Genomic DNA, 16,645 nt, shown 5'->3' on the forward strand with positions numbered 1-16,645 from the left:
CGCCGTCATCGCCGTGGCCGGTCCGCTGGCGAGCGCCGCCCTCGGGGTCACGAGCTGGGCCGTCGCGCTCGTCATGGCGCCCCTGCTGTCGCCCACGGCGCTCGCGGCGCTGCTGTGGCTGGGCACGGCCAACCTCGCCTGGGCCGTCTTCGTCCTACTGCCCGGCGCCCCGCTGGACGGCGGCCGCATCCTCCGGGCACTCGTGTGGTCCCGCACCCGGGACCGCCACCACGGCGACCGCACGGCCCGCCGCGGTGGCCGGGCGCTCGGTGTCCTCCTCCTGTCCGCCGGGGCCGCCGTGGTGATCCTGTTCGGACAGTTCGTCGGCGTGTGGTTCGCCGTCGCGGGCTGGGCGCTGTGGGCGCCGAGAACGATCACCTCCGCCGAGACGGGTCCCGACGCCGTCCCCCCGTAGCCGCTCGCGCGGGGACATCCCAGCTCGACGGGGTAGCCCCACAAGGGGGCGGGACCCGGCACCCGCCCGACAGCAACCGCCACACGAGGGAGAACCCGGATGTCACGTCCATACCGCGTCAACTCGCCGATCGTGGTCGGTGTCGACGACACGGAGGCGGCCCTGCGCGCCGTCCGGTGGGCGGCACTGACGGCGGCGAAGCACCACGTGCCCCTGCACCTAGTGCACGCCTCCGGGTTCAGCGACCCCTACCTCATCGGGTTCACGGTGCCGCCCCCGGAGATGTTCAAGGAGGACCTCCAGGAGCGGCAGCGTCAGGCCTTGCGTACCGCCGAGGAGGTCGCGGCGGAGCTGGACGCGCCGTCCGTGGAGGCGAGATTCGAGAGCGACGCGGCGATCCCCTACCTGCTGCACGCCTCGCGCGACGCTCGCATGGTGGTCGTCGGTTCGTCGGGCCGCACGGGCCTGGCGGGGCTCATGGTCGGCTCGACCACGATCGCCCTGATGTCGCACGCCCGCTCCCCCGTGGTCTCGGTGCGGCGCGACTACGCCGCCGCCGTCGCCGACGACACCCGGCCCGTCGTGGTCGGGGTGGACGGCAGTCACCTGAGCGTGCGAGCGGTCGGGCACGCGTTCGCCGAGGCGTCGTTGCGGGGCGTCGACCTCGTCGCCGTGCACACCTGGAGCGACACCTCCACCGCGCTGTTGGAGGAACGGCGGATGTTCGTCGACTGGGAACCCGTCCGCGACTACGAGATGCGCGTGCTGGCCGAACGCCTCGCGGGCTGGCAGGAGGACTACCCGGACGTGCGGGTCGAGCGCGAGGTCGTGAAGGACCGTCCCCGGCACGAACTGCTCGAACGCAGCCGGTCGGCCCAGCTCGTGGTGGTGGGCAGCCGGGGCCGGGGCGGCTTCCGCGGGATGCTGCTCGGGTCGACCAGCCAGGCGCTCGTCCACCACGCCGCGTGCCCCGTCATGGTCGTGCGCCCGGAGAAGCATCCCGAACGCGTCTGATCATCGCGGGACCAGCAGAACCCACACGGGCCCGTCGGCGAGCGGGAGAGCCTCTCCGGAGGCTGTGGTGAACCGGGTGCCCTCGGTCGGCGACGGTCGTGACCAGGTGCCGTCGTAGAGTTTCCCGTCTCGCAACACCGTGGCCTGCCCCGTGCCGACGGTACGGACGACGGGCGACGGTGACCCGCTCGCGTCCTCGACAGCGGTGCCGGCCGTCTCCTCGACACGCTGCACGACGACGGTCGCGGCGCCGACGTCCCCGGCGCCGACGGACGTGACCGGGGTGCCCTCCAACGCCACCAGCCACCGCCCCGATCCGGGCGAGAAGGTGAAGCGGTACTCGTCGCGCCCGACGTCCACGACGTGGTCGGTCACGTCCCGCCCGCCGGACGGCGGGTCGCCACGCGGCAGTACCTGGCCGGGCCCCGGGCCCTCGCCGCGGGGCAGGAGCGGCAGCCGGGCGTAGAGGTTGTGCGGGGCGGGCCTGCCGGGCTCGCGGAAGAACCCGTCCGGCACGTCGCGTTGCCGCACCAGCGTGGCCGAGGAGCCCGCGAGAACGGGCTCGATCTCGGGCGCCGCACCGGAGAAGACCAGCGACGGTCGCCCGTACTGGGCGAGCAGCTCGACGTCGGCCTCGCGGGCGCTGCGCACGGGCCCGCTGACCTCCGGGAGCTGGGACGAGTACACGGCGGCGAGCCGGGTGAAGCCGCCCTCCACCGGCTCGACGTAGACGACGTCGGCGGCGGCGAGCCCGGTCTGCGGCCGCGCCGCCTCCACGTTGTCGATCTTCACCACGGTGACCGGGACGGGAGGTTGCGGCGGCACCGCGAACTCGGGACCCGGCTGCCCGGACTCGCCCGGCGGAGGAGCCGGTCGCGGCGCGGCGTCCTCCGAGTCGCCGTCGGACACCAGCACCCAGGTCACGACGCCCAGCACGGCCACCAGCAGGACGGCCAGGGCGATCAACGGACCGCGACGCAGTCGGGTCGGCACGCCGATCACCCACTTCCGGTCCGGCGGCCCGGGACGTCGGGCAGCAGCACGGCCGCCCCGACCACCCGGCCCGCGGCGAGGTCGGCGAGCGCACAGTCCGCCTCGTCGAGCGCGTAGGCGACGGTGGACACCCGCAGTCGGTGGCGCCCCGCGACCCGCAGAAACGCGCGCGCGTCCTCCCTGGTGTTCGCGGTGACACTGCGCACCTGCCGCTCCTGGAAGAGGTGGGCGTCGTAGTCCAGCGGCGGGATGCGCGTCAGGTGGATGCCCGCGACGGCCAGCGTGCCGCCCCGGTCGAGCGCGGCGAGCGCGGTCGGCACGAGGTCGCCCGCGGGGGCGAACAGGATCGCCGAGTCCAGGGGCTCCGGCGGCGGGTCGGCGGCGCCCTGCACCGAGTGGGCCCCCAGGTCGGCCGCGAGGTTCCGCGCCCCCGTGCCGCGCGTCATGACGTGCACGCGCGCCCCCTCGGCCAACGCCACCTGGGTCGTCAGATGCGCGCTCGCCCCGAAGCCGTAGACGCCGAGCCGGCCGCCCGCCGGAAGGCTCGCCCTCCGCAGGGCGCGGTAGCCGATGATCCCCGCGCACAGCAGCGGCGCCAGCTCGGCGTCGGAGTAGCCCTCCGGCAGCGGCAACGCGTAGTCGGCGGGCACGGTCGTGTAGTCGGCGTAACCCCCGTCGGCGTCCCAGCCGGTGTACTGCGAGTCGGGGCACAGGTTCTCCGCTCCGCGCGCGCAGTACCGGCAGCGCTGACACGTGTGCCGCAACCACGGCACACCCACCCGGTCACCGGGTGCGAACTCCCCGCCCTCGACGGCCGTCGAGCCAGGTCCCGACCCCTCCACCACGCCCACCACCTCGTGGCCCGGTACCACGGCGGGCCGCCGCGTCGGCAGCTCGCCACTCGCGACGTGGAGATCCGTGCGACACACCCCGCACGCCAGGACCCGCACCAGCAACTCCCCCGGGGCAGGCGTCGGCACCGACTCCTCGTGCTGCGTCAGCGGCCCGGACGTGATCGGGCCGGGCCGCGTCACGCGCCATGCCCGCATGAGCGCCTCCTCGCGGTCACCGACGTCCGCCTCCAGCGTCCTCGGCGCACCGGGCCCCGGCGAAGGGACTTACGTCCCTCGCCACGACGTGCGGACGGCTCTCGCGCCACGCTGCGACGCCGCGCTGCCATGGAGGGGAACGTCGTACGAAAGGAGTCTCATGAGCCAGCCCGAACGGTCCCACGGCCGCGCCCTGATCCCCGAGTTCCGCGACCTTCTGGACATGCTGCCCACGATGAGCGGGTTGCGGCCCGCACTGGACCTGCACAGCATCCGCGTCGAGGACCGCATCGAGGGTGACACCTACGTCCTCCGGGCGGAACTGCCGGGAATCGACGTGGACAACGACCTGGAGATCACCGTCCACAACGGCTTGCTGACGATCGAGGCGGAACGCAAGGAGGAAGAGACCGAAGGCGGCCGGTCCGAGTTCCGCTACGGGTCGTTCGCCCGCACGGTGGCGCTGCCCAGCGGGGCCCGGGAGGACGGGATCGACGCCGAGTACGACAACGGGATCCTCACCGTCCGCGTGCCGCTGAGCAAGCCGGAGGACAAGCGCCGCCAGATCCGCGTGCGGCACGGTTGAGCTGCTCGCCGGACGTGGTCACGCACCCGCCGACGCGCCGGGAGCCGGGAGCTGCTCGTCGATCAACCATTCGTCGGCGGCGCCCGGCTCCTCCAGTACGGGAGGAACGACCACCACCGGCACACCGGCGTGCTTGACGCACGCGCTGCTCACCGAACCGAGCAACGCCCGCCGCACCCATCGACCGGAGCGGCGGGCGACCACGAGCATCGCCGCGTCCTTCGACGCCTCGATGAGTCCCAAGGCGGGAGTGGCTTCCAGCACCTCCGCAACGATCCGGGGAAGCCGCTCCCGCCCACGGGTGACCTCGGCGATCGTGTCCTCCAGGTGCCGGGCGTGCCGTGCCCTGATCCGTTCCACGGGCTGCCACGGCGGTTCCTTCGCCAGGTCCACAGACCACACGACTACGGCTCGCACGGCGCAGTCGCGCAGGAGCGCCTCGTCGAGCGCCCACTCCAGCGCCGCACGTGCGGCCGACGAGCGGTCCACACCAACCACGATCGGTTTGTTCACCGTCCCCGCCATCCACTTCGTCCGTCCCCAGACTGCATCGCTCCACGGCGCTTCCCTTTCGGGCGAAATCCGAAACACCCGCCCTGCTCACTCGTGATGCCTGAGCGGGACCCGTCACCGGAGAGCCCGGTTCCGCTCGTTCGGCCGTGTCCACCGGGCCCCGGCTGGTGAGACCATCCGACGAGACCTGGTGGTGAGAGGGCGTCGTGCATGATCGACACTGATCACGCCGAGCCGAGCGACAACTGGGGGTGACAGGCATGTCGGTGCCGGGTCCCGTCCGCCGAGACGTCCCGTCGCGCCCTGTGGCGGCCGGGCTGGCACTGGCCGCGGTCGTCCTCACCGTGGCGGGCGGCTGGTGGCACACTGGCAGCCCGCTCATCGCCGTGGAGTTCCCCACCCCGAGCCGTCCCGCCGACGCCGGGGCCGTCACCTCCGCCGCCGCGTGGGGATACGCGCTGGTCGCCTGCTACGGGCTCGGCCTGTACCTCGGCACGGCCGCGGCCGGCTGGGTGTGGCGCACTCCGCCCGCACGCGCGGCCGTCCGATTCGGGCTGACGGCCACCGGCGTCGCGGTCGTCAGCCACCTGATCGAGAACACGCTCCTGCTGGTCGCCGGTGGCGAGCTCCCCGGCGACTCCGCGCTCGCCCACTCCGTCACCGCGCTCGCGGTCGCCAAGTACTCCGCCGTCGTCCCGGCCGCCCTCATCGCGGTCACCGGCGCCGCGGTTCTGGTCTGGCGGTGCGTCGCGCATTCCGCGACGACGACGCAACACCGCGCCGAACTCGTCCTCGACACCGTCCCACCCCGGCCCATCGCGCCCGACGACCCTCCACTGCCCGTCGACCCCGACGTCCGCGCGACCCGCTGGCGCCAGGCCTACACCGTCCCCGACGCCCGGCCCGACCTCGTGAGCCAACGCTGGCACGACGGCGAGCACACCACCGGTTTCTGCCTCTCGGGCGGTGGGATCCGCGCGGCGAGCGTCGCGCTCGGGGCGTTGCGGACACTGCGTGAGGAACTGCTGAGCGCGCGGTACCTCGTGTCGGTGTCGGGAGGCGGTTTCACAGCGGGAGCGCTGCAGCTCGCCCTCACGGGCGCGGGCTCCCCTCCACCGGGCGGCACCGTCGAGCGGGACCCCGAGACGGTGTTCACCGCCGGAACCGCCGAGTTCAACCACATCCGGCGGCACTCCAGCTACCTCGCCGACAGTCCGGGTGAGGTGCTGGCCGCGCTCGGGCGCATCGCCCGCGGGCTGGTGCTGTCGCTGGCCGTCTTGTTCGGACCCGCACTCGTGCTCGGCGTGGCGGCCGGGTGGCTCTACCAGCGGGTGCCGCTGACCTCGCTGTCCTCGGACCCGATCGCCTATCCGACTCCCCGCTTCGGTGCCGCCGTGGCGGTCGTGGTGCTCGCCCTGTGCGCGTTCCTGTTCGGCATGCTGGCCCAGCGAGATCCCCACGGGCGCGGTCCCGCGACCCGGCTCGCCACCGACTTCGCCATCCTCGCCTGGATCGTCGCCGGGGTCGCGGTGGTCGTGCCCGCGCTCGCATGGGCCTCGGCCTGGCTGCTGTCGCACACGGACCGGGCCGTGGACGTAGGCGCCTCCGTCGGTGCCCTCGTCCTCACCTACCTCAGCGCGGTCTCCGCCATGGCCTGGCGGAACCGGGCCCGGTTGCGGCGCCGGTTCGGCTTCCTCCGGCGTAGCGCCGACAAACCCACCGCCGTCGTTCCCGACGGGTTGACCCAGCGGCTGCTGGTGATCGTCACCACCGGTGTGCTCGCCCTGCTCTGGCTGCTGCTGCTCGGCGCGGCCGTCATGACCGAGGGACGCGCCGACGCGCTGTGGACCGCGGCCGCCACCCTCGTGGTGGTCGTCGTGCTGGGCGGCGTGTTCGACGTGACGTCGCTGAGCCTGCACCCGTTCTACCGCGAGCGTGTGGCCCGAGCCTTCGCCGTGCGCGTCCTGCGCAGGCACAGCGACGGTCAGAAGGTGGCCGTGCCCTACGACCCCGCCGAGGGCACCACGCTCTCGGCGTACGGCGTCGCCGCCGACGGAGTGCCCTTCCCCGAGGTCGTGTTCGCCGCCGCCGCCAACCTCAAGGGCGAGCACCGCACCCCGCCGGGACTGGGCGCGGTGTCGTTCACGATGAGTGCGAAGTGGACCGGGGGGCCCGACGTCGGCTGGGTCCGCACCGACGACCTCGAACGCATCTCGGGCGAGCGCATCCGCCGCGACCTCACGGTCCAGGGGGCGGTCGCGCTCAGCGGGGCGGCGTTCGCCTCCGCGATGGGCCGGTTGAGCCGCTGGTTCCAGGTGCTGCTCGCCGTCTCCGGAGCCCGGCTCGGCGCGTGGCTGCCGAATCCCGGGTTCGTGCGGCAGGCCCGGGAGGCCGCCCGGCGAGGCGACTGGGCCTACCCGTGGTTGCCGAAGGTGCGGCGACTGCCCTACCTGGTGCGCGAGGTCTTCGGCAGCCATCCCCACCACGACCGGCTCCTGCACGTCAGCGACGGCGCGCACTACGACAACCTCGGGCTGGTGGAGCTGTTCCGGCGCCGCTGCACCCGCATCTACTGCATCGACGCCAGCAACGACCAGCCGCCCTCCGCCCGCACCCTCGCCGAGGCCCTGGAGCTGGCGCGGGAAGAGCTCGGGGTCCGCGTCGAACTGCACGAGCCGTGGCGCGCCGACGCCGGTTCGGCGCGCCCAGAGCTCTCGGGACACCCGCTGGCCGATCGCATGGCGGTCTCGCCCGTCATCACCGGCACCGTCCACTACCCGCCGGAGAGCGGCCTCGACGAGGGCGTCACCGGCGAGCTCATCGTGGTCCGGGGGGTGTTGTGGCCCGAGGTGCCGTACGCGCTGCAGGCCTACGCTCTGCACCACCCGCAGTTCCCGAACGACAGCACCGGAGACCAGTGGTTCGACCACGGCGAGTTCGCGTCCTACACCGAGCTCGGCGCCCGGATGGGCGAGGCCGTGCGGGCTCGCACGACCGCGCGGTCGCCGGTCGGGAACCCGCCCACACCACCCGCTGCGACGGCGCGGCGGTCCCCGGCGGAACGAAATTGACCGTTCGCCAACGCCGCCGGGGGCGCACGGTAGGGTGTCCACGGCTGGTTCCCGCGCCGTCGCAGCGGGTGACATCTCACCGGCGAGGAGGACTCGACGCCGGCGGGCGGATACGGCAGGATACTGGCCTCGCCGACCAGCCGGCATTTGATGGGAAGCGACCGTGGAAGGATCTCTCGTGAATTCCCAGACCGCCCAGCTCGACGACCTCCGACTGGTCGCGCTGCCCAGTGCCATCAAGTGCACCGAGTTGTTCGTTCGCTTCTCCCTGACGGAGTGGTCGCTTCCGAACCTGTACGACGAAGCGGCGAACGTGGCACGGCAGCTCGTCGGCGCCGTCGTGGAGCGGACCGACTCGTCCGCCCCCGGTTTCGTCACCGTGCGCCTGAGACTGTCGGGCAACTGCCTCGTCGTCGAGGTCGAGGACGATCAGCTCGCGCACATCCACGACGACGCTCCCGTGGTCGAGGGCTACCCGACCGGAGCCGTGCCGTTGGACGGCCGCGGCAAGCTCGTGTGGTGCGAGGTGCCGTTGCCGGACGGGGTGACGGCGGCACAGGTCCGGCTGCCCCGCCGCGACGAGCGCCGGACCCAGCTGGTGCCCGAGCCCGCGCCGGGCGAGACCGCGACCCCCGACCCCGGTGTCGTGGACCGCATCCTGGTCAGCCTGCAGAAGCGCGAGTGGTGACCCGACCGTTTCCACCGTGTCCGCGCTTCTCGCACGCGTGTCCGCACTTCTCGCACGCGTGTCCGCAACGTGCGACGCCAACACGCGTTCCTGGGACGCGGACACGCCGCTGAGGTGACCCCGGCACAGGCGTGTCCGCGCCTCCCGCACGCGTGTCCGCAACGTGCGACGCGAACACGCGTGCGCAGCTCGCGGACACGGCGGTGAAGTTCACGCACACGTGAGACAGCGGCCGCGCCGGATCGGCGTCCGCGCGCCGCAGGCGCGACGATGGGGCCATGACGTTCGAATCGATGACTCGCTGGCGCCCGGCCACCGGCGCCACGGCGATCACCCTCGACGGGCGTTCAACGACGCTGCTGGACCGAGCCCGCGTCTACGCGTGCGGCATCACGCCGTACGACACGACGCATCTCGGCCACGCCGCGACGTTCGTGTGGGTGGACACGCTGCGGCGGGTGCTGCGGGTACTCGGCGTCGAGCCGATCCTGTGCCGCAACGTCACCGACGTGGACGACGTCATCGACGAGGCGGCGCGCACCGCGGGCGTGCGCTACGACCACTACGCGGCGTTCCAGGAGCTCCGCTTCGACGAGGACATGTCCGCGTTGCGGGTGCCTACTCCCGATCACGAGCCTCGAGCGCACCGCTACGTCGACGCCGTGATCCGGCTGGCCGGTGCGCTCGCCGAGTCGGGGGCGGCGTACGTGCGGGACGGCGGCGTGTACTTCCGGGGCCGGCACGTCGTGGCGCGGTCGCGGATCAACGAGGAGACGGCGCTGCGGCTGGCCCGCGAGTACGGGGGCAAGCCCGACGACCCGCGCAAGGACGACCCGTTCGACGTCGCCGTGTGGCAGCCCGCGGAGCCGGAGCACCCGGAGTGGGACTCGCCGTGGGGCCCGGGGCGGCCCGGCTGGCACGCGGAGTGCGTCGCCATGTCGGTGTCGACGTTCGGGCCGTGTGTCGACATCCACGCGGGCGGCGCCGACCTGCGGTTTCCCCATCACGCGTACCACTCGGCGATGGCGGAGGCCTACGCCGGCGTGTCGCCGTACGCGCGGGCGTGGTTCCACGTGGGCACGGTGCTGACCGACGGCGCGAAGATGTCCAAGTCGCGGGGCAACGAGGTGCTCGTGCGCGACCTCCTGCGGGACCATCCGGCTCCGGTGGTGCGGTTGGCGATCATCGATCGGCCGTGGGCGGAGCCGTGGGAGTACGCGCCGGGCCTTCTGGACGTCGCCGCTGCGAGGTTGGAGGACCTGCACCAGGCCGCGGGACGGCGCGGCGGGCTCACCGACCACTCGGACATCGAGCAGATGCGCCGGCTGCTCGGGGCCGATCTCGACGTGCCCGCCGCGCTCGACGTGGCGATCGAGCGCGGCGGCACGGCCGCCCGCGTGCTGACCGCCGCGCTCGGCCTGTCGTGACCGCTCAGTTCGCGGGCTCCACCGGCTTCACGTCGGGAACGCCGTTGTCCGGGGGCGGCGCGTGCTCGCCGGTCGACTCGGTGATCGGCGCGTCGCCGTTGTCGGTGAGCAGCACGGGAGTCAACGCCTCGCTGCCGCCCTTCACGATCTTCGCGACCTGGACCCCGGACACACCCGCGTGGGAGTCGGCCGAGTAGCGGAACGGCGCGAAGGTGGGACCGGTGAACTCACCGCCCACCGTCTCCAGGGTCCGCACCAGGCCGTCGCGGGTCGGGTCCGGACCGGTCGCCTGGAGTGCCTGCACGAAGGTGTACGCCTGAGCCATGCCGTAGATGCGGTAGTTGGTGAGCTCGCCGTCGCCACCGTGCTCGTCCCAGACCCGGTGCCACAGCCGCACCCACGGGTCGTCGGTGTCCTCCACCCCGGAGAGGTACTCGGTGGTGAGTGCCCCTTCCAGCGAGCTCGCGTCGTCGACGGCGCCCTCGGAGAACCGCGACAGCAGCGAGCCGACGAGCGCGGAGTCGGAGCCCACGTTGCTGTAGACCCACTGCGGCCGGAAGTCCAGGCGTTGGGCCGCCAGCTGGCTCAACGCGGTGAACGACGGCACCGTGAAGCCCACGACGACCTCCGCACCGGCGTCCTTCAACGCGCTGATCTGCGGGGTGACGTCGTTGGTCGTGGGCGCGTACCGCTGCGCGGCGACGATCTGCGAGTCGACGTAGGCGCGGATGCCCTTCTCGCCGTCGTCGCCGAAGTCGTCGTCCTGCAGCAGCAGGCCCACCTTCGCGTCGGGGAGGTTCTCGGCGAGGTACTTGCCGAGGATCTTGCCCTCGATCTCGTAGTCCGACTGCCAGCCGAACGTCCCCGGATACGTCTCGGGCTGGTCCCACAGCAATGATCCGGACGACACGAAGAGGTCGGGCACCTCGTTGTCACGCAGGAAGTCGAGGACGGCGCTGTGGGTGGGCGTCCCGAGCCCGCCGACCATCGCGAAGATCTCGTCGCTCAGCACGAGTTCGTTGGTGACCTGGCTGGTGTTGGTCGGGTTGTAGGCGTCGTCCTTGTACAGGTACTCGATGGTCCGGCCGTGGACTCCGCCCTGGGCGTTGACGAAGTCGAAGTACGCCTTCGCTCCGGTGGGGATCTCGCTGTAGCCCGGCGCGGCGACGCCCGTGAGGGGGAAGTGGGCGCCGACGGTCACGGTGTCGTCGGTGACCCCCGGTTCCGCCCCGCCGGACTCCTCTTCTCCTCGCCCGCCCGCTCCGCAGGCCGACAGCAGCAGCGCCGCGGCCACTCCGGCCGCCAGCGTGCGCAGGAGGCCCCGCGCTCTCGGTTCGGCTCTCATGCCTCGCTCCTTCCGTTCCGTACCCGGCTCCACACCCGACGGCCCAGTCCGGCCACTCCCGACGGAGCGGCGAGCATCGCGGCCACCAGCACGATCCCGTAGACCAGCGGCGCGAGCTGTGCCGCGCGGACGGCGTTCAGACCGAGTTCGGTGCCCAGGTCCGTCACCGCGGGAGGGAGGAACACCAGCAGCGCGCTGCCGAGGACCGCACCGGGTAGGCTGCCGAGCCCGCCCACGACCACGGCGGTGAGCAGCGACAACGACAGCACGATCGTGAACCCGCTCGGCGCGGTCAGCCGGACCACCATCGCCAGCACCGATCCGGCGAGCCCGGCGCAGGCGGCGCTGACCACGAACGCCAGGATCCGCGCTCGACCGAGGTGGACGCCGGCGAGCGCGGCGGCCACCTCGTCGTCGCGGACGGCGCGCCACATCCGCCCATAGCGGCCCGCGGTGAGGTTGGCGAGCAGCACGAGCACGAGCAGCAGCGTTCCCCACGCCACGTACGCGAGGAACTTCTGGTGGCCCAGGTCCGTGCCGGTGACGAAGTACGCCGCGTCGTCGAACCACTGCGCGGGTGTCGGGGTGTTCACGGCGAGTCCCTGCTCACCGCCGAGGAGGTCGTCGAAGTGCACGGCGAGTCCGGGCAGTCCCACGGCGAGTGCGAGTGTGGCACCGGCCAGGTACGGTCCCGTCAGCCGCGCGGCCGCCGCGCCGACGACGATTCCGACGAGCGCGGTGATCACCGTGGCGGCCAGCATCGCGAGCCCGAACGGCAGGAACCCGTCGCGCAGCAGCAACGCGGTGGTGTAGGCGCCCACCGCCATGAGAGCGCCGTGGCCCAGGGAGATCTGGCCGTTGAGCCCGGTGAGGACGGTCAGGCCCGCGGCGGCGATCGCGTAGTAGGCCATGGCGGCGAGCTGGGCGTGCCGGAACGCGTCGACGTTCTCGCACACCACGACGACGGCCACGAGCGCCAGCGTGCTGACGAGCAGATGACGCGCCGGGGGCGACGCCGGAACCCACCACCGCCGGGCCCGCGTCGTCGGGGTCGGCTGACTCATTCAGACCTTCCTCTCGGTCGTGCGGCCGAACAGTCCCCGAGGCCTGGCCAGCAGCACCAGGACGAGGATCGCGAGTGCCGCGAGCGCCACCAGCTCGCTGCCGAGATAGCCGGACACATAGGACAGGGCGAGTCCCACGAGCAGCCCGCCGACCACCGCGCCGGGAGGACTGTCGAGACCGCCCAGCACGGCGGCCACGAACCCGAACACGATCACCGGATCCATGTAGGCGGGGTGGATGAGGCTGCCGCCCGCGATCAGCAGTCCGGCGAGCGAGCCCACCACGGCGGCCAGCGCCCAGCCGAGCGTGAGCAGGCGACCGACGCGGATCCCGAGCAGCCGTGACACCTCCTGGTGCAGGGCCGAGGCACGCATCCGCAGCCCGAGATCGGTGAGGCGGAACAGGGCGACGAGGGCGAGCATCACCGCGAGCACCGCGAGCACGACGAACGCGTTGAACGGGGTGAACGCCACCGTCGTGCCGCCGACGGAGAACCCGGTGAGGGAGAACGGTGCGGGGAACGACTCGTAGGCGGAGCCGAACAGGATCGCGGCCAGCGCCTGCAATGCCACGAACAGCCCCAGCGTCACGATGACGGCGTTCAGCTCGGGTCCGCCTTCGACCGGGCGGATGAGCAGGCGTTCGAGCACGGCGCCGAGTACGAAACCGGCGGCGAGCGCGACCGCGAACCCCACCCAGTACGGCTGGCCGCTCTCGATGAGCGTCAGCGCGACGTAGGTGGTGAGCATCGCCATCGCACCCTGAGCGAAGTTGACGACGCGCGTGGAACGCCAGATGAGCACCAGCGCCAGCGCGAACGCCGCGTAGATGGCGCCCTGGCTGATGCCGTTGAGGGTGAGGTCGACGAATCGCTGCATACGGTGTCTCCCGGGGTCGAAACAGTGCCGGCCGGACCGGTGAGGACGGTGACGAGGAGTCGGGGATCGGGCGAGGGTGGCCTCACAGACCGAGGTAGGCGTGGCGGAGTTCGTCGTCCCCGGCCAGGGTCGCGGCGTCCGCGCTGGCCACCACCCGGCCGAGGTTGAGCACGACGCCGGTGTCGGCGATGGACAGTGCGCTGCGGGCGTTCTGCTCGACGAGCAGGATCGCGAGGCCCTCGGCGTCGACCAGGCCCCGCAGCACCGCGAAGATGCGGGAGACCACTCGCGGGGCCAGCCCGAGCGACGGTTCGTCGAGCAACAGGACCTCGGGCGCCGACAGCAGCGCCCTGCCGATGACGAGCATCTGCCGCTCGCCGCCGGACAGCGAGTGCGCCGCCTGCCTTCGGCGCCCCTCCAGCGACGGGAACAGCGCGTACACGTCGTCGATCGTGGGTGGCTTCCGCGCGGATGCTCGCGCGGCGCCGAGCAGGGCTCCGAGCCGGAGGTTCTCCTCCACCGTCAGTTCCGTGATCACGCCGCGGCCTTCGGGCACGTGGGCCACCCCGGCTCTGGCCACGTCCTCCGCGCCGGCCGTGGTGAGGTCCACGTCGCCGAGGTGGACGCTGCCCGCCTGCGCCGGCAGGAGGCCGGACACCGTCCGCAGCAGCGTCGTCTTGCCCGCGCCGTTCGCTCCCAGCACGGCGGTGACCCGACCTGCGGGTGCCGTGAGGTCGACGTCGTCGAGCGCGAGGACGGGGCCGTAGCGGGTGGTCAGCCCCCGCACGTGCAGACCGCGTCCCGTGTCGACGTCCCGGGTGTGCCGCTCGTCCACCGTGCTGCTCATGCGCGGGCCTCCTCGCCCAGGTACGCCGTGATCACGGCGGGGTCCGCGGCGATCTCGTCGGGCCGCCCCGACGCGATGACTCTGCCGAAGTCGAGAACGGTGATCCGGTCGCAGACCGACATCACGAGGTCCATGTGGTGGTCGACGAGCACGACCGCCATCCGGTCGGACAACGCGCGCACGAGATCGGCGAGCTCGCCGAGGTCGTCGTGCCCCAGTCCGCTCGCGGGTTCGTCCAGCAGCAGCAGTTCGGGTTCCGACACCAACGCGCGCGCCAGCGCCACGCGTTTGCGCACGGGGTAGGGCAGGCTGCCGGGCCGAGCGTCGGCGTAGGCGTCGATGCCGAGCTCGCGCAACACCGCCTCGGCCCGCGCTCGCAGAGCCGCCTCGTCCGCCACCGAGCGCCGCAGTCCCAGCAGCGCGGGGAGGAATCCCGTTCGGCGGAAGCGGTCGGCGCCGACCAGCACGTTGTCGAGCACCGTGAGCCCGTCGAAGAGCCCGAGCCCCTGCAGCGTCCGGGCGATGCCGAGGGAGGCCAGCTGGTGGGGTCGCGGCTGGGTCACCGGTGTGCCGCGCACGCGGATCGTGCCCGCCTCAGGACGCACGAATCCACAACAGACGTTGAACAGGGTGGTCTTGCCCGCACCGTTGGGGCCGATCACACCGTGGACCTCGCGATGCCGCGCCGTGAGCGAGACGTCCGACAGCGCGGTGAGCCCACCGAACCGGACCGTGACGCCGTGGAGGTAGAAAAGGGATTGTTCCGGCCGTGTCCCGCCGGTGTCGATCGTGTCCTCGGTCCGCACGGTCGCACCTCCCGCCGCTGGGCCTCGTCGCCACCCCGTTCGCCGACCGGCCGGGGCACGCCCAAGCCTCGTGTCGGACGCCCAACGACGGCCATAGGCGCTCCGCCCAGCGTTTCGCCGCGGCACTGGGCAGATCGCCCGAACTCGATCACGGCCGTACCGAGTGCCGTGGAATCGGGCCGCGAGCCTGGACTGCGAGCCCGAACGGATCGTCGGGCGCCCCGCACAGCCGGAACCGGCCCGCCTGGGCGGAGCGCACGGCGGCGCTGGACTGCTGGACGTGGTGGTGTGGCCCATGCCATGGTCACTCGAATGACGACGGCAGCGGATCACCCGGCGGACGGCGAGGTCTCCTCGTCGGCGAGAACCGCCCTGCGCGTCCTCACCACGGCGATGCTCGAGGACCTCGACGCCCTCGCCGACCGGCTCACCCTGATGGTGCTGCGGGCCGAGCCCTCCTACGCCGAACTCGGCGTGTCGGCGCCCGACGCACTGCGGGAGAACCTGCGGGCGAACCTCGAACGCGGAGTGCAGTCGCTCGGCGGCTTCATCCCGGACGGCGTCGACCCCAACGACACCTCGCGCGACACCGGCCGCAAGCGCGCCAGGGAGGGCGTGCCGCTGGAAGCCGTGCTGCACGCCTACCGGCTGGGCGGGCAGGTGATCTGGGAAGGGCTGCTCTCGACGTCGCGCGACCGGTTCCGCGGCCGCTACGACCGCGAACTGCTCGACGCGTCGGGGTGGGGCTGGCGGGTGATCGACGCCGGCTCGGCGGCACTCGTCGACGCCTACCGCCTGGAGGAGTCGCGCCTGCGCAGCCAGGAGTTGAGCCGACGCCACGCCTTCCTGGCCGCGCTGCTCGACGGCCGCGGCAAGGACTCGGTCGTCGCGCAGGATGCGGCGACCGTCCTGGGGTTGCCGACGTGCGGGCCGATGCTGTGCGTGGTGGCTCCGGTCGAGAACCCGACCGACGAGCCGCTGCGCTCGCCGAGGGACACGCTCGCCGCGGACGGTTTCGTGTCGTCGTGGCACGTCCGCCCGTCCGACATCGTGGGCCTGGTCGCGCTCGCCGACCGCAGCCCGGCCGACGCCCTGGACACGCTGCGTCCCGCGGTCGTGGGCCGGGTCGGCGCGTCACCGGTGATCACGACGCTCGGCCAGGTCGGCGAGGCGTACACGTTGGCCCGCACGGCGGCGAGGACGTTGCGGACGCCGGGAGTGGCCTTCCTGGACGACCACCTGCCCGAGGCGCTGCTCGTCGGCAGTCCCGAGTTGACCGGCCGACTCGCGCAGGTGGCCTTCGGCGACCTGCTCCGCCTGCCCGACCACGAGCGGGAGACGTTGCTGACCACGCTGGGCGCGGTGATCGACCACAGCGGCTCGCCCACCCGGGCGGCCCAGCAGCTCTACTGCCACCGCAACACCGTGATCTACCGGCTGCAGCGCATCGAGTCGGTCACCGGCCGGTCGATGTCGAACGCCCGCGACCGGTTGCTGTTCACCCTCGGACTGCTCACCGTGCGCCGCAGGGACACGAAGGACACGGCGCATCGCCCCTGACTCGGCGGCCTCCTCCGGGCAGGTGAGTCGCCCGCGTCGAGCCCGCACGCGGGCGGGCCGGGTGGCAGGCTGGGGTGGTGCGGACCTCGACGGCACCACAGCTGCTCGTCGTCTCCACGGAGGCGACGGTGTTCGACCTGTCCACGGTCCGGGTGGCGGCACAGCGCGTCTGGCCGGGTGCCGACGTGCGCGCCCGGGTCGTCTCGCCGATTCCGGCAGGCAGTCGCCGCACGGGCCGACTCCTCGGGCGCCTGCTCGACGCGGAGCGCCCCGACCTCGTGCTGTCCACCCACTCCTCGACGACCGCGGGCCTCGACTGGCTGCGCCGCCACCGCGGGTTCGACCTTCCCGCCGCCTCGTGGGACCCGGGCGACGGTGCCACCGGCCT

At 72.8% G+C, this 16,645-nt stretch carries 15 protein-coding genes and 1 pseudogene; 8 read left to right on the forward strand and 8 right to left on the reverse strand.

Features of this window, described 5'->3' with window-relative positions; all coding sequences use genetic code 11:
* Together SACAZDRAFT_RS23680 and SACAZDRAFT_RS04675 are read left to right on the forward strand one after the other, a co-directional pair.
* Positions 1–415, forward strand: a 415-nt coding sequence (locus SACAZDRAFT_RS23680; RefSeq protein WP_005439184.1) for a site-2 protease family protein, incomplete at its 5' end; no start/stop codon positions are given.
* Between the two features lie 99 nt (positions 416–514).
* Positions 515–1,429 carry a universal stress protein gene (locus SACAZDRAFT_RS04675; protein ID WP_005439185.1) on the forward strand — a complete coding sequence of 305 codons (915 nt, stop codon included), beginning with the start codon at positions 515–517 and terminating at the stop codon, positions 1,427–1,429.
* Here the strand turns inward: SACAZDRAFT_RS04675 and SACAZDRAFT_RS04680 are convergent, their stop codons facing one another.
* Positions 1,430–2,431: a DUF3048 domain-containing protein gene (locus tag SACAZDRAFT_RS04680; protein WP_005439186.1), complete on the reverse strand. Its 1,002-nt coding sequence runs from the start codon at positions 2,429–2,431 to the stop codon at positions 1,430–1,432.
* Positions 2,428–3,471 carry a zinc-binding alcohol dehydrogenase family protein gene (locus SACAZDRAFT_RS04685; RefSeq protein ID WP_005439189.1) on the reverse strand — a complete coding sequence of 348 codons (1,044 nt, stop codon included), beginning with the start codon at positions 3,469–3,471 and terminating at the stop codon, positions 2,428–2,430. The genes SACAZDRAFT_RS04680 and SACAZDRAFT_RS04685 overlap by 4 nt, the downstream gene beginning before the upstream one ends.
* Before the next feature lie 160 nt (positions 3,472–3,631).
* Between SACAZDRAFT_RS04685 and SACAZDRAFT_RS04690 the strand changes: the two genes are divergently transcribed.
* Positions 3,632–4,057, forward strand: a complete 426-nt coding sequence (locus SACAZDRAFT_RS04690) for an Hsp20/alpha crystallin family protein (RefSeq protein WP_005439191.1) — start codon at positions 3,632–3,634, stop codon at positions 4,055–4,057.
* A gap of 18 nt (positions 4,058–4,075) precedes the next feature.
* Here the strand turns inward: SACAZDRAFT_RS04690 and SACAZDRAFT_RS04695 are convergent, their stop codons facing one another.
* A complete protein-coding gene (locus tag SACAZDRAFT_RS04695) occupies positions 4,076–4,555 on the reverse strand; it encodes a universal stress protein (RefSeq protein WP_232286361.1) in 480 nt (159 codons plus the stop codon).
* A 275-nt stretch (positions 4,556–4,830) separates the two neighbouring features.
* Between SACAZDRAFT_RS04695 and SACAZDRAFT_RS04700 the strand changes: the two genes are divergently transcribed.
* From SACAZDRAFT_RS04700 to SACAZDRAFT_RS04710, 3 genes are all read left to right on the forward strand, one after another.
* Positions 4,831–7,641 (forward strand): patatin-like phospholipase family protein, encoded by a 2,811-nt coding sequence (locus tag SACAZDRAFT_RS04700; RefSeq protein WP_005439194.1) that lies wholly within the window; start codon positions 4,831–4,833, stop codon positions 7,639–7,641.
* 178 nt (positions 7,642–7,819) lie between these two features.
* A complete protein-coding gene (locus tag SACAZDRAFT_RS04705) occupies positions 7,820–8,329 on the forward strand; it encodes a hypothetical protein (RefSeq protein WP_005439195.1) in 510 nt (169 codons plus the stop codon).
* A 278-nt stretch (positions 8,330–8,607) separates the two neighbouring features.
* Positions 8,608–9,756, forward strand: a complete 1,149-nt coding sequence (locus tag SACAZDRAFT_RS04710; protein ID WP_005439196.1) for a cysteine--tRNA ligase — start codon at positions 8,608–8,610, stop codon at positions 9,754–9,756.
* A 4-nt stretch (positions 9,757–9,760) separates the two neighbouring features.
* On the opposite strand, the gene SACAZDRAFT_RS04715 is transcribed toward SACAZDRAFT_RS04710, so the two are convergent.
* The 5 genes from SACAZDRAFT_RS04715 to SACAZDRAFT_RS04735 form a co-directional block, all read right to left on the reverse strand.
* The gene (locus SACAZDRAFT_RS04715) at positions 9,761–11,101 is read right to left on the reverse strand and encodes an ABC transporter substrate-binding protein (RefSeq protein WP_005439197.1); all 1,341 of its coding nucleotides are present in this window, start codon (positions 11,099–11,101) and stop codon (positions 9,761–9,763) included.
* Positions 11,098–12,165 carry a branched-chain amino acid ABC transporter permease gene (locus tag SACAZDRAFT_RS04720; RefSeq protein WP_005439198.1) on the reverse strand — a complete coding sequence of 356 codons (1,068 nt, stop codon included), beginning with the start codon at positions 12,163–12,165 and terminating at the stop codon, positions 11,098–11,100. Before SACAZDRAFT_RS04720 ends, SACAZDRAFT_RS04715 begins: the two co-directional genes overlap by 4 nt.
* The gene (locus SACAZDRAFT_RS04725) at positions 12,166–13,044 is read right to left on the reverse strand and encodes a branched-chain amino acid ABC transporter permease (RefSeq protein WP_005439206.1); all 879 of its coding nucleotides are present in this window, start codon (positions 13,042–13,044) and stop codon (positions 12,166–12,168) included. It lies immediately after the preceding gene.
* A gap of 82 nt (positions 13,045–13,126) precedes the next feature.
* The gene (locus SACAZDRAFT_RS04730; protein ID WP_005439207.1) at positions 13,127–13,891 is read right to left on the reverse strand and encodes an ABC transporter ATP-binding protein; all 765 of its coding nucleotides are present in this window, start codon (positions 13,889–13,891) and stop codon (positions 13,127–13,129) included.
* A complete protein-coding gene (locus tag SACAZDRAFT_RS04735) occupies positions 13,888–14,697 on the reverse strand; it encodes an ABC transporter ATP-binding protein (protein WP_005439208.1) in 810 nt (269 codons plus the stop codon). The genes SACAZDRAFT_RS04730 and SACAZDRAFT_RS04735 overlap by 4 nt, the downstream gene beginning before the upstream one ends.
* Before the next feature lie 312 nt (positions 14,698–15,009).
* Here SACAZDRAFT_RS04735 and SACAZDRAFT_RS04740 point away from each other — a divergent pair, with 312 nt between their 5' ends.
* Together SACAZDRAFT_RS04740 and SACAZDRAFT_RS23135 are read left to right on the forward strand one after the other, a co-directional pair.
* Entirely contained in the window at positions 15,010–16,257 is a 1,248-nt protein-coding gene (locus SACAZDRAFT_RS04740) for a PucR family transcriptional regulator (protein ID WP_040927666.1), read from the forward strand.
* A 77-nt stretch (positions 16,258–16,334) separates the two neighbouring features.
* A pseudogene (locus SACAZDRAFT_RS23135) lies at positions 16,335–16,645 on the forward strand (hypothetical protein); the annotation flags it as partial.

The sequence above is a fragment of the Saccharomonospora azurea NA-128 genome, assembly GCF_000231055.2.
In the GTDB taxonomy this organism is placed as follows: Bacteria; Actinomycetota; Actinomycetes; order Mycobacteriales; family Pseudonocardiaceae; genus Saccharomonospora; species Saccharomonospora azurea.

Coding starts and splice junctions, on each gene's coding strand:
- SACAZDRAFT_RS04675 (WP_005439185.1), top strand. CDS start 515: ATGTCACGTCCATACCGCGTCAACTCGCCGATCGTGGTCGGTGTCGAC.
- SACAZDRAFT_RS04685 (WP_005439189.1), bottom strand. CDS start 3,471: ATGCGGGCATGGCGCGTGACGCGGCCCGGCCCGATCACGTCCGGGCCG.
- SACAZDRAFT_RS04690 (WP_005439191.1), top strand. CDS start 3,632: ATGAGCCAGCCCGAACGGTCCCACGGCCGCGCCCTGATCCCCGAGTTC.
- SACAZDRAFT_RS04700 (WP_005439194.1), top strand. CDS start 4,831: ATGTCGGTGCCGGGTCCCGTCCGCCGAGACGTCCCGTCGCGCCCTGTG.
- SACAZDRAFT_RS04710 (WP_005439196.1), top strand. CDS start 8,608: ATGACGTTCGAATCGATGACTCGCTGGCGCCCGGCCACCGGCGCCACG.
- SACAZDRAFT_RS04715 (WP_005439197.1), bottom strand. CDS start 11,101: ATGAGAGCCGAACCGAGAGCGCGGGGCCTCCTGCGCACGCTGGCGGCC.
- SACAZDRAFT_RS04720 (WP_005439198.1), bottom strand. CDS start 12,165: ATGAGTCAGCCGACCCCGACGACGCGGGCCCGGCGGTGGTGGGTTCCG.
- SACAZDRAFT_RS04725 (WP_005439206.1), bottom strand. CDS start 13,044: ATGCAGCGATTCGTCGACCTCACCCTCAACGGCATCAGCCAGGGCGCC.
- SACAZDRAFT_RS04730 (WP_005439207.1), bottom strand. CDS start 13,891: ATGAGCAGCACGGTGGACGAGCGGCACACCCGGGACGTCGACACGGGA.
- SACAZDRAFT_RS04740 (WP_040927666.1), top strand. CDS start 15,010: ATGACGACGGCAGCGGATCACCCGGCGGACGGCGAGGTCTCCTCGTCG.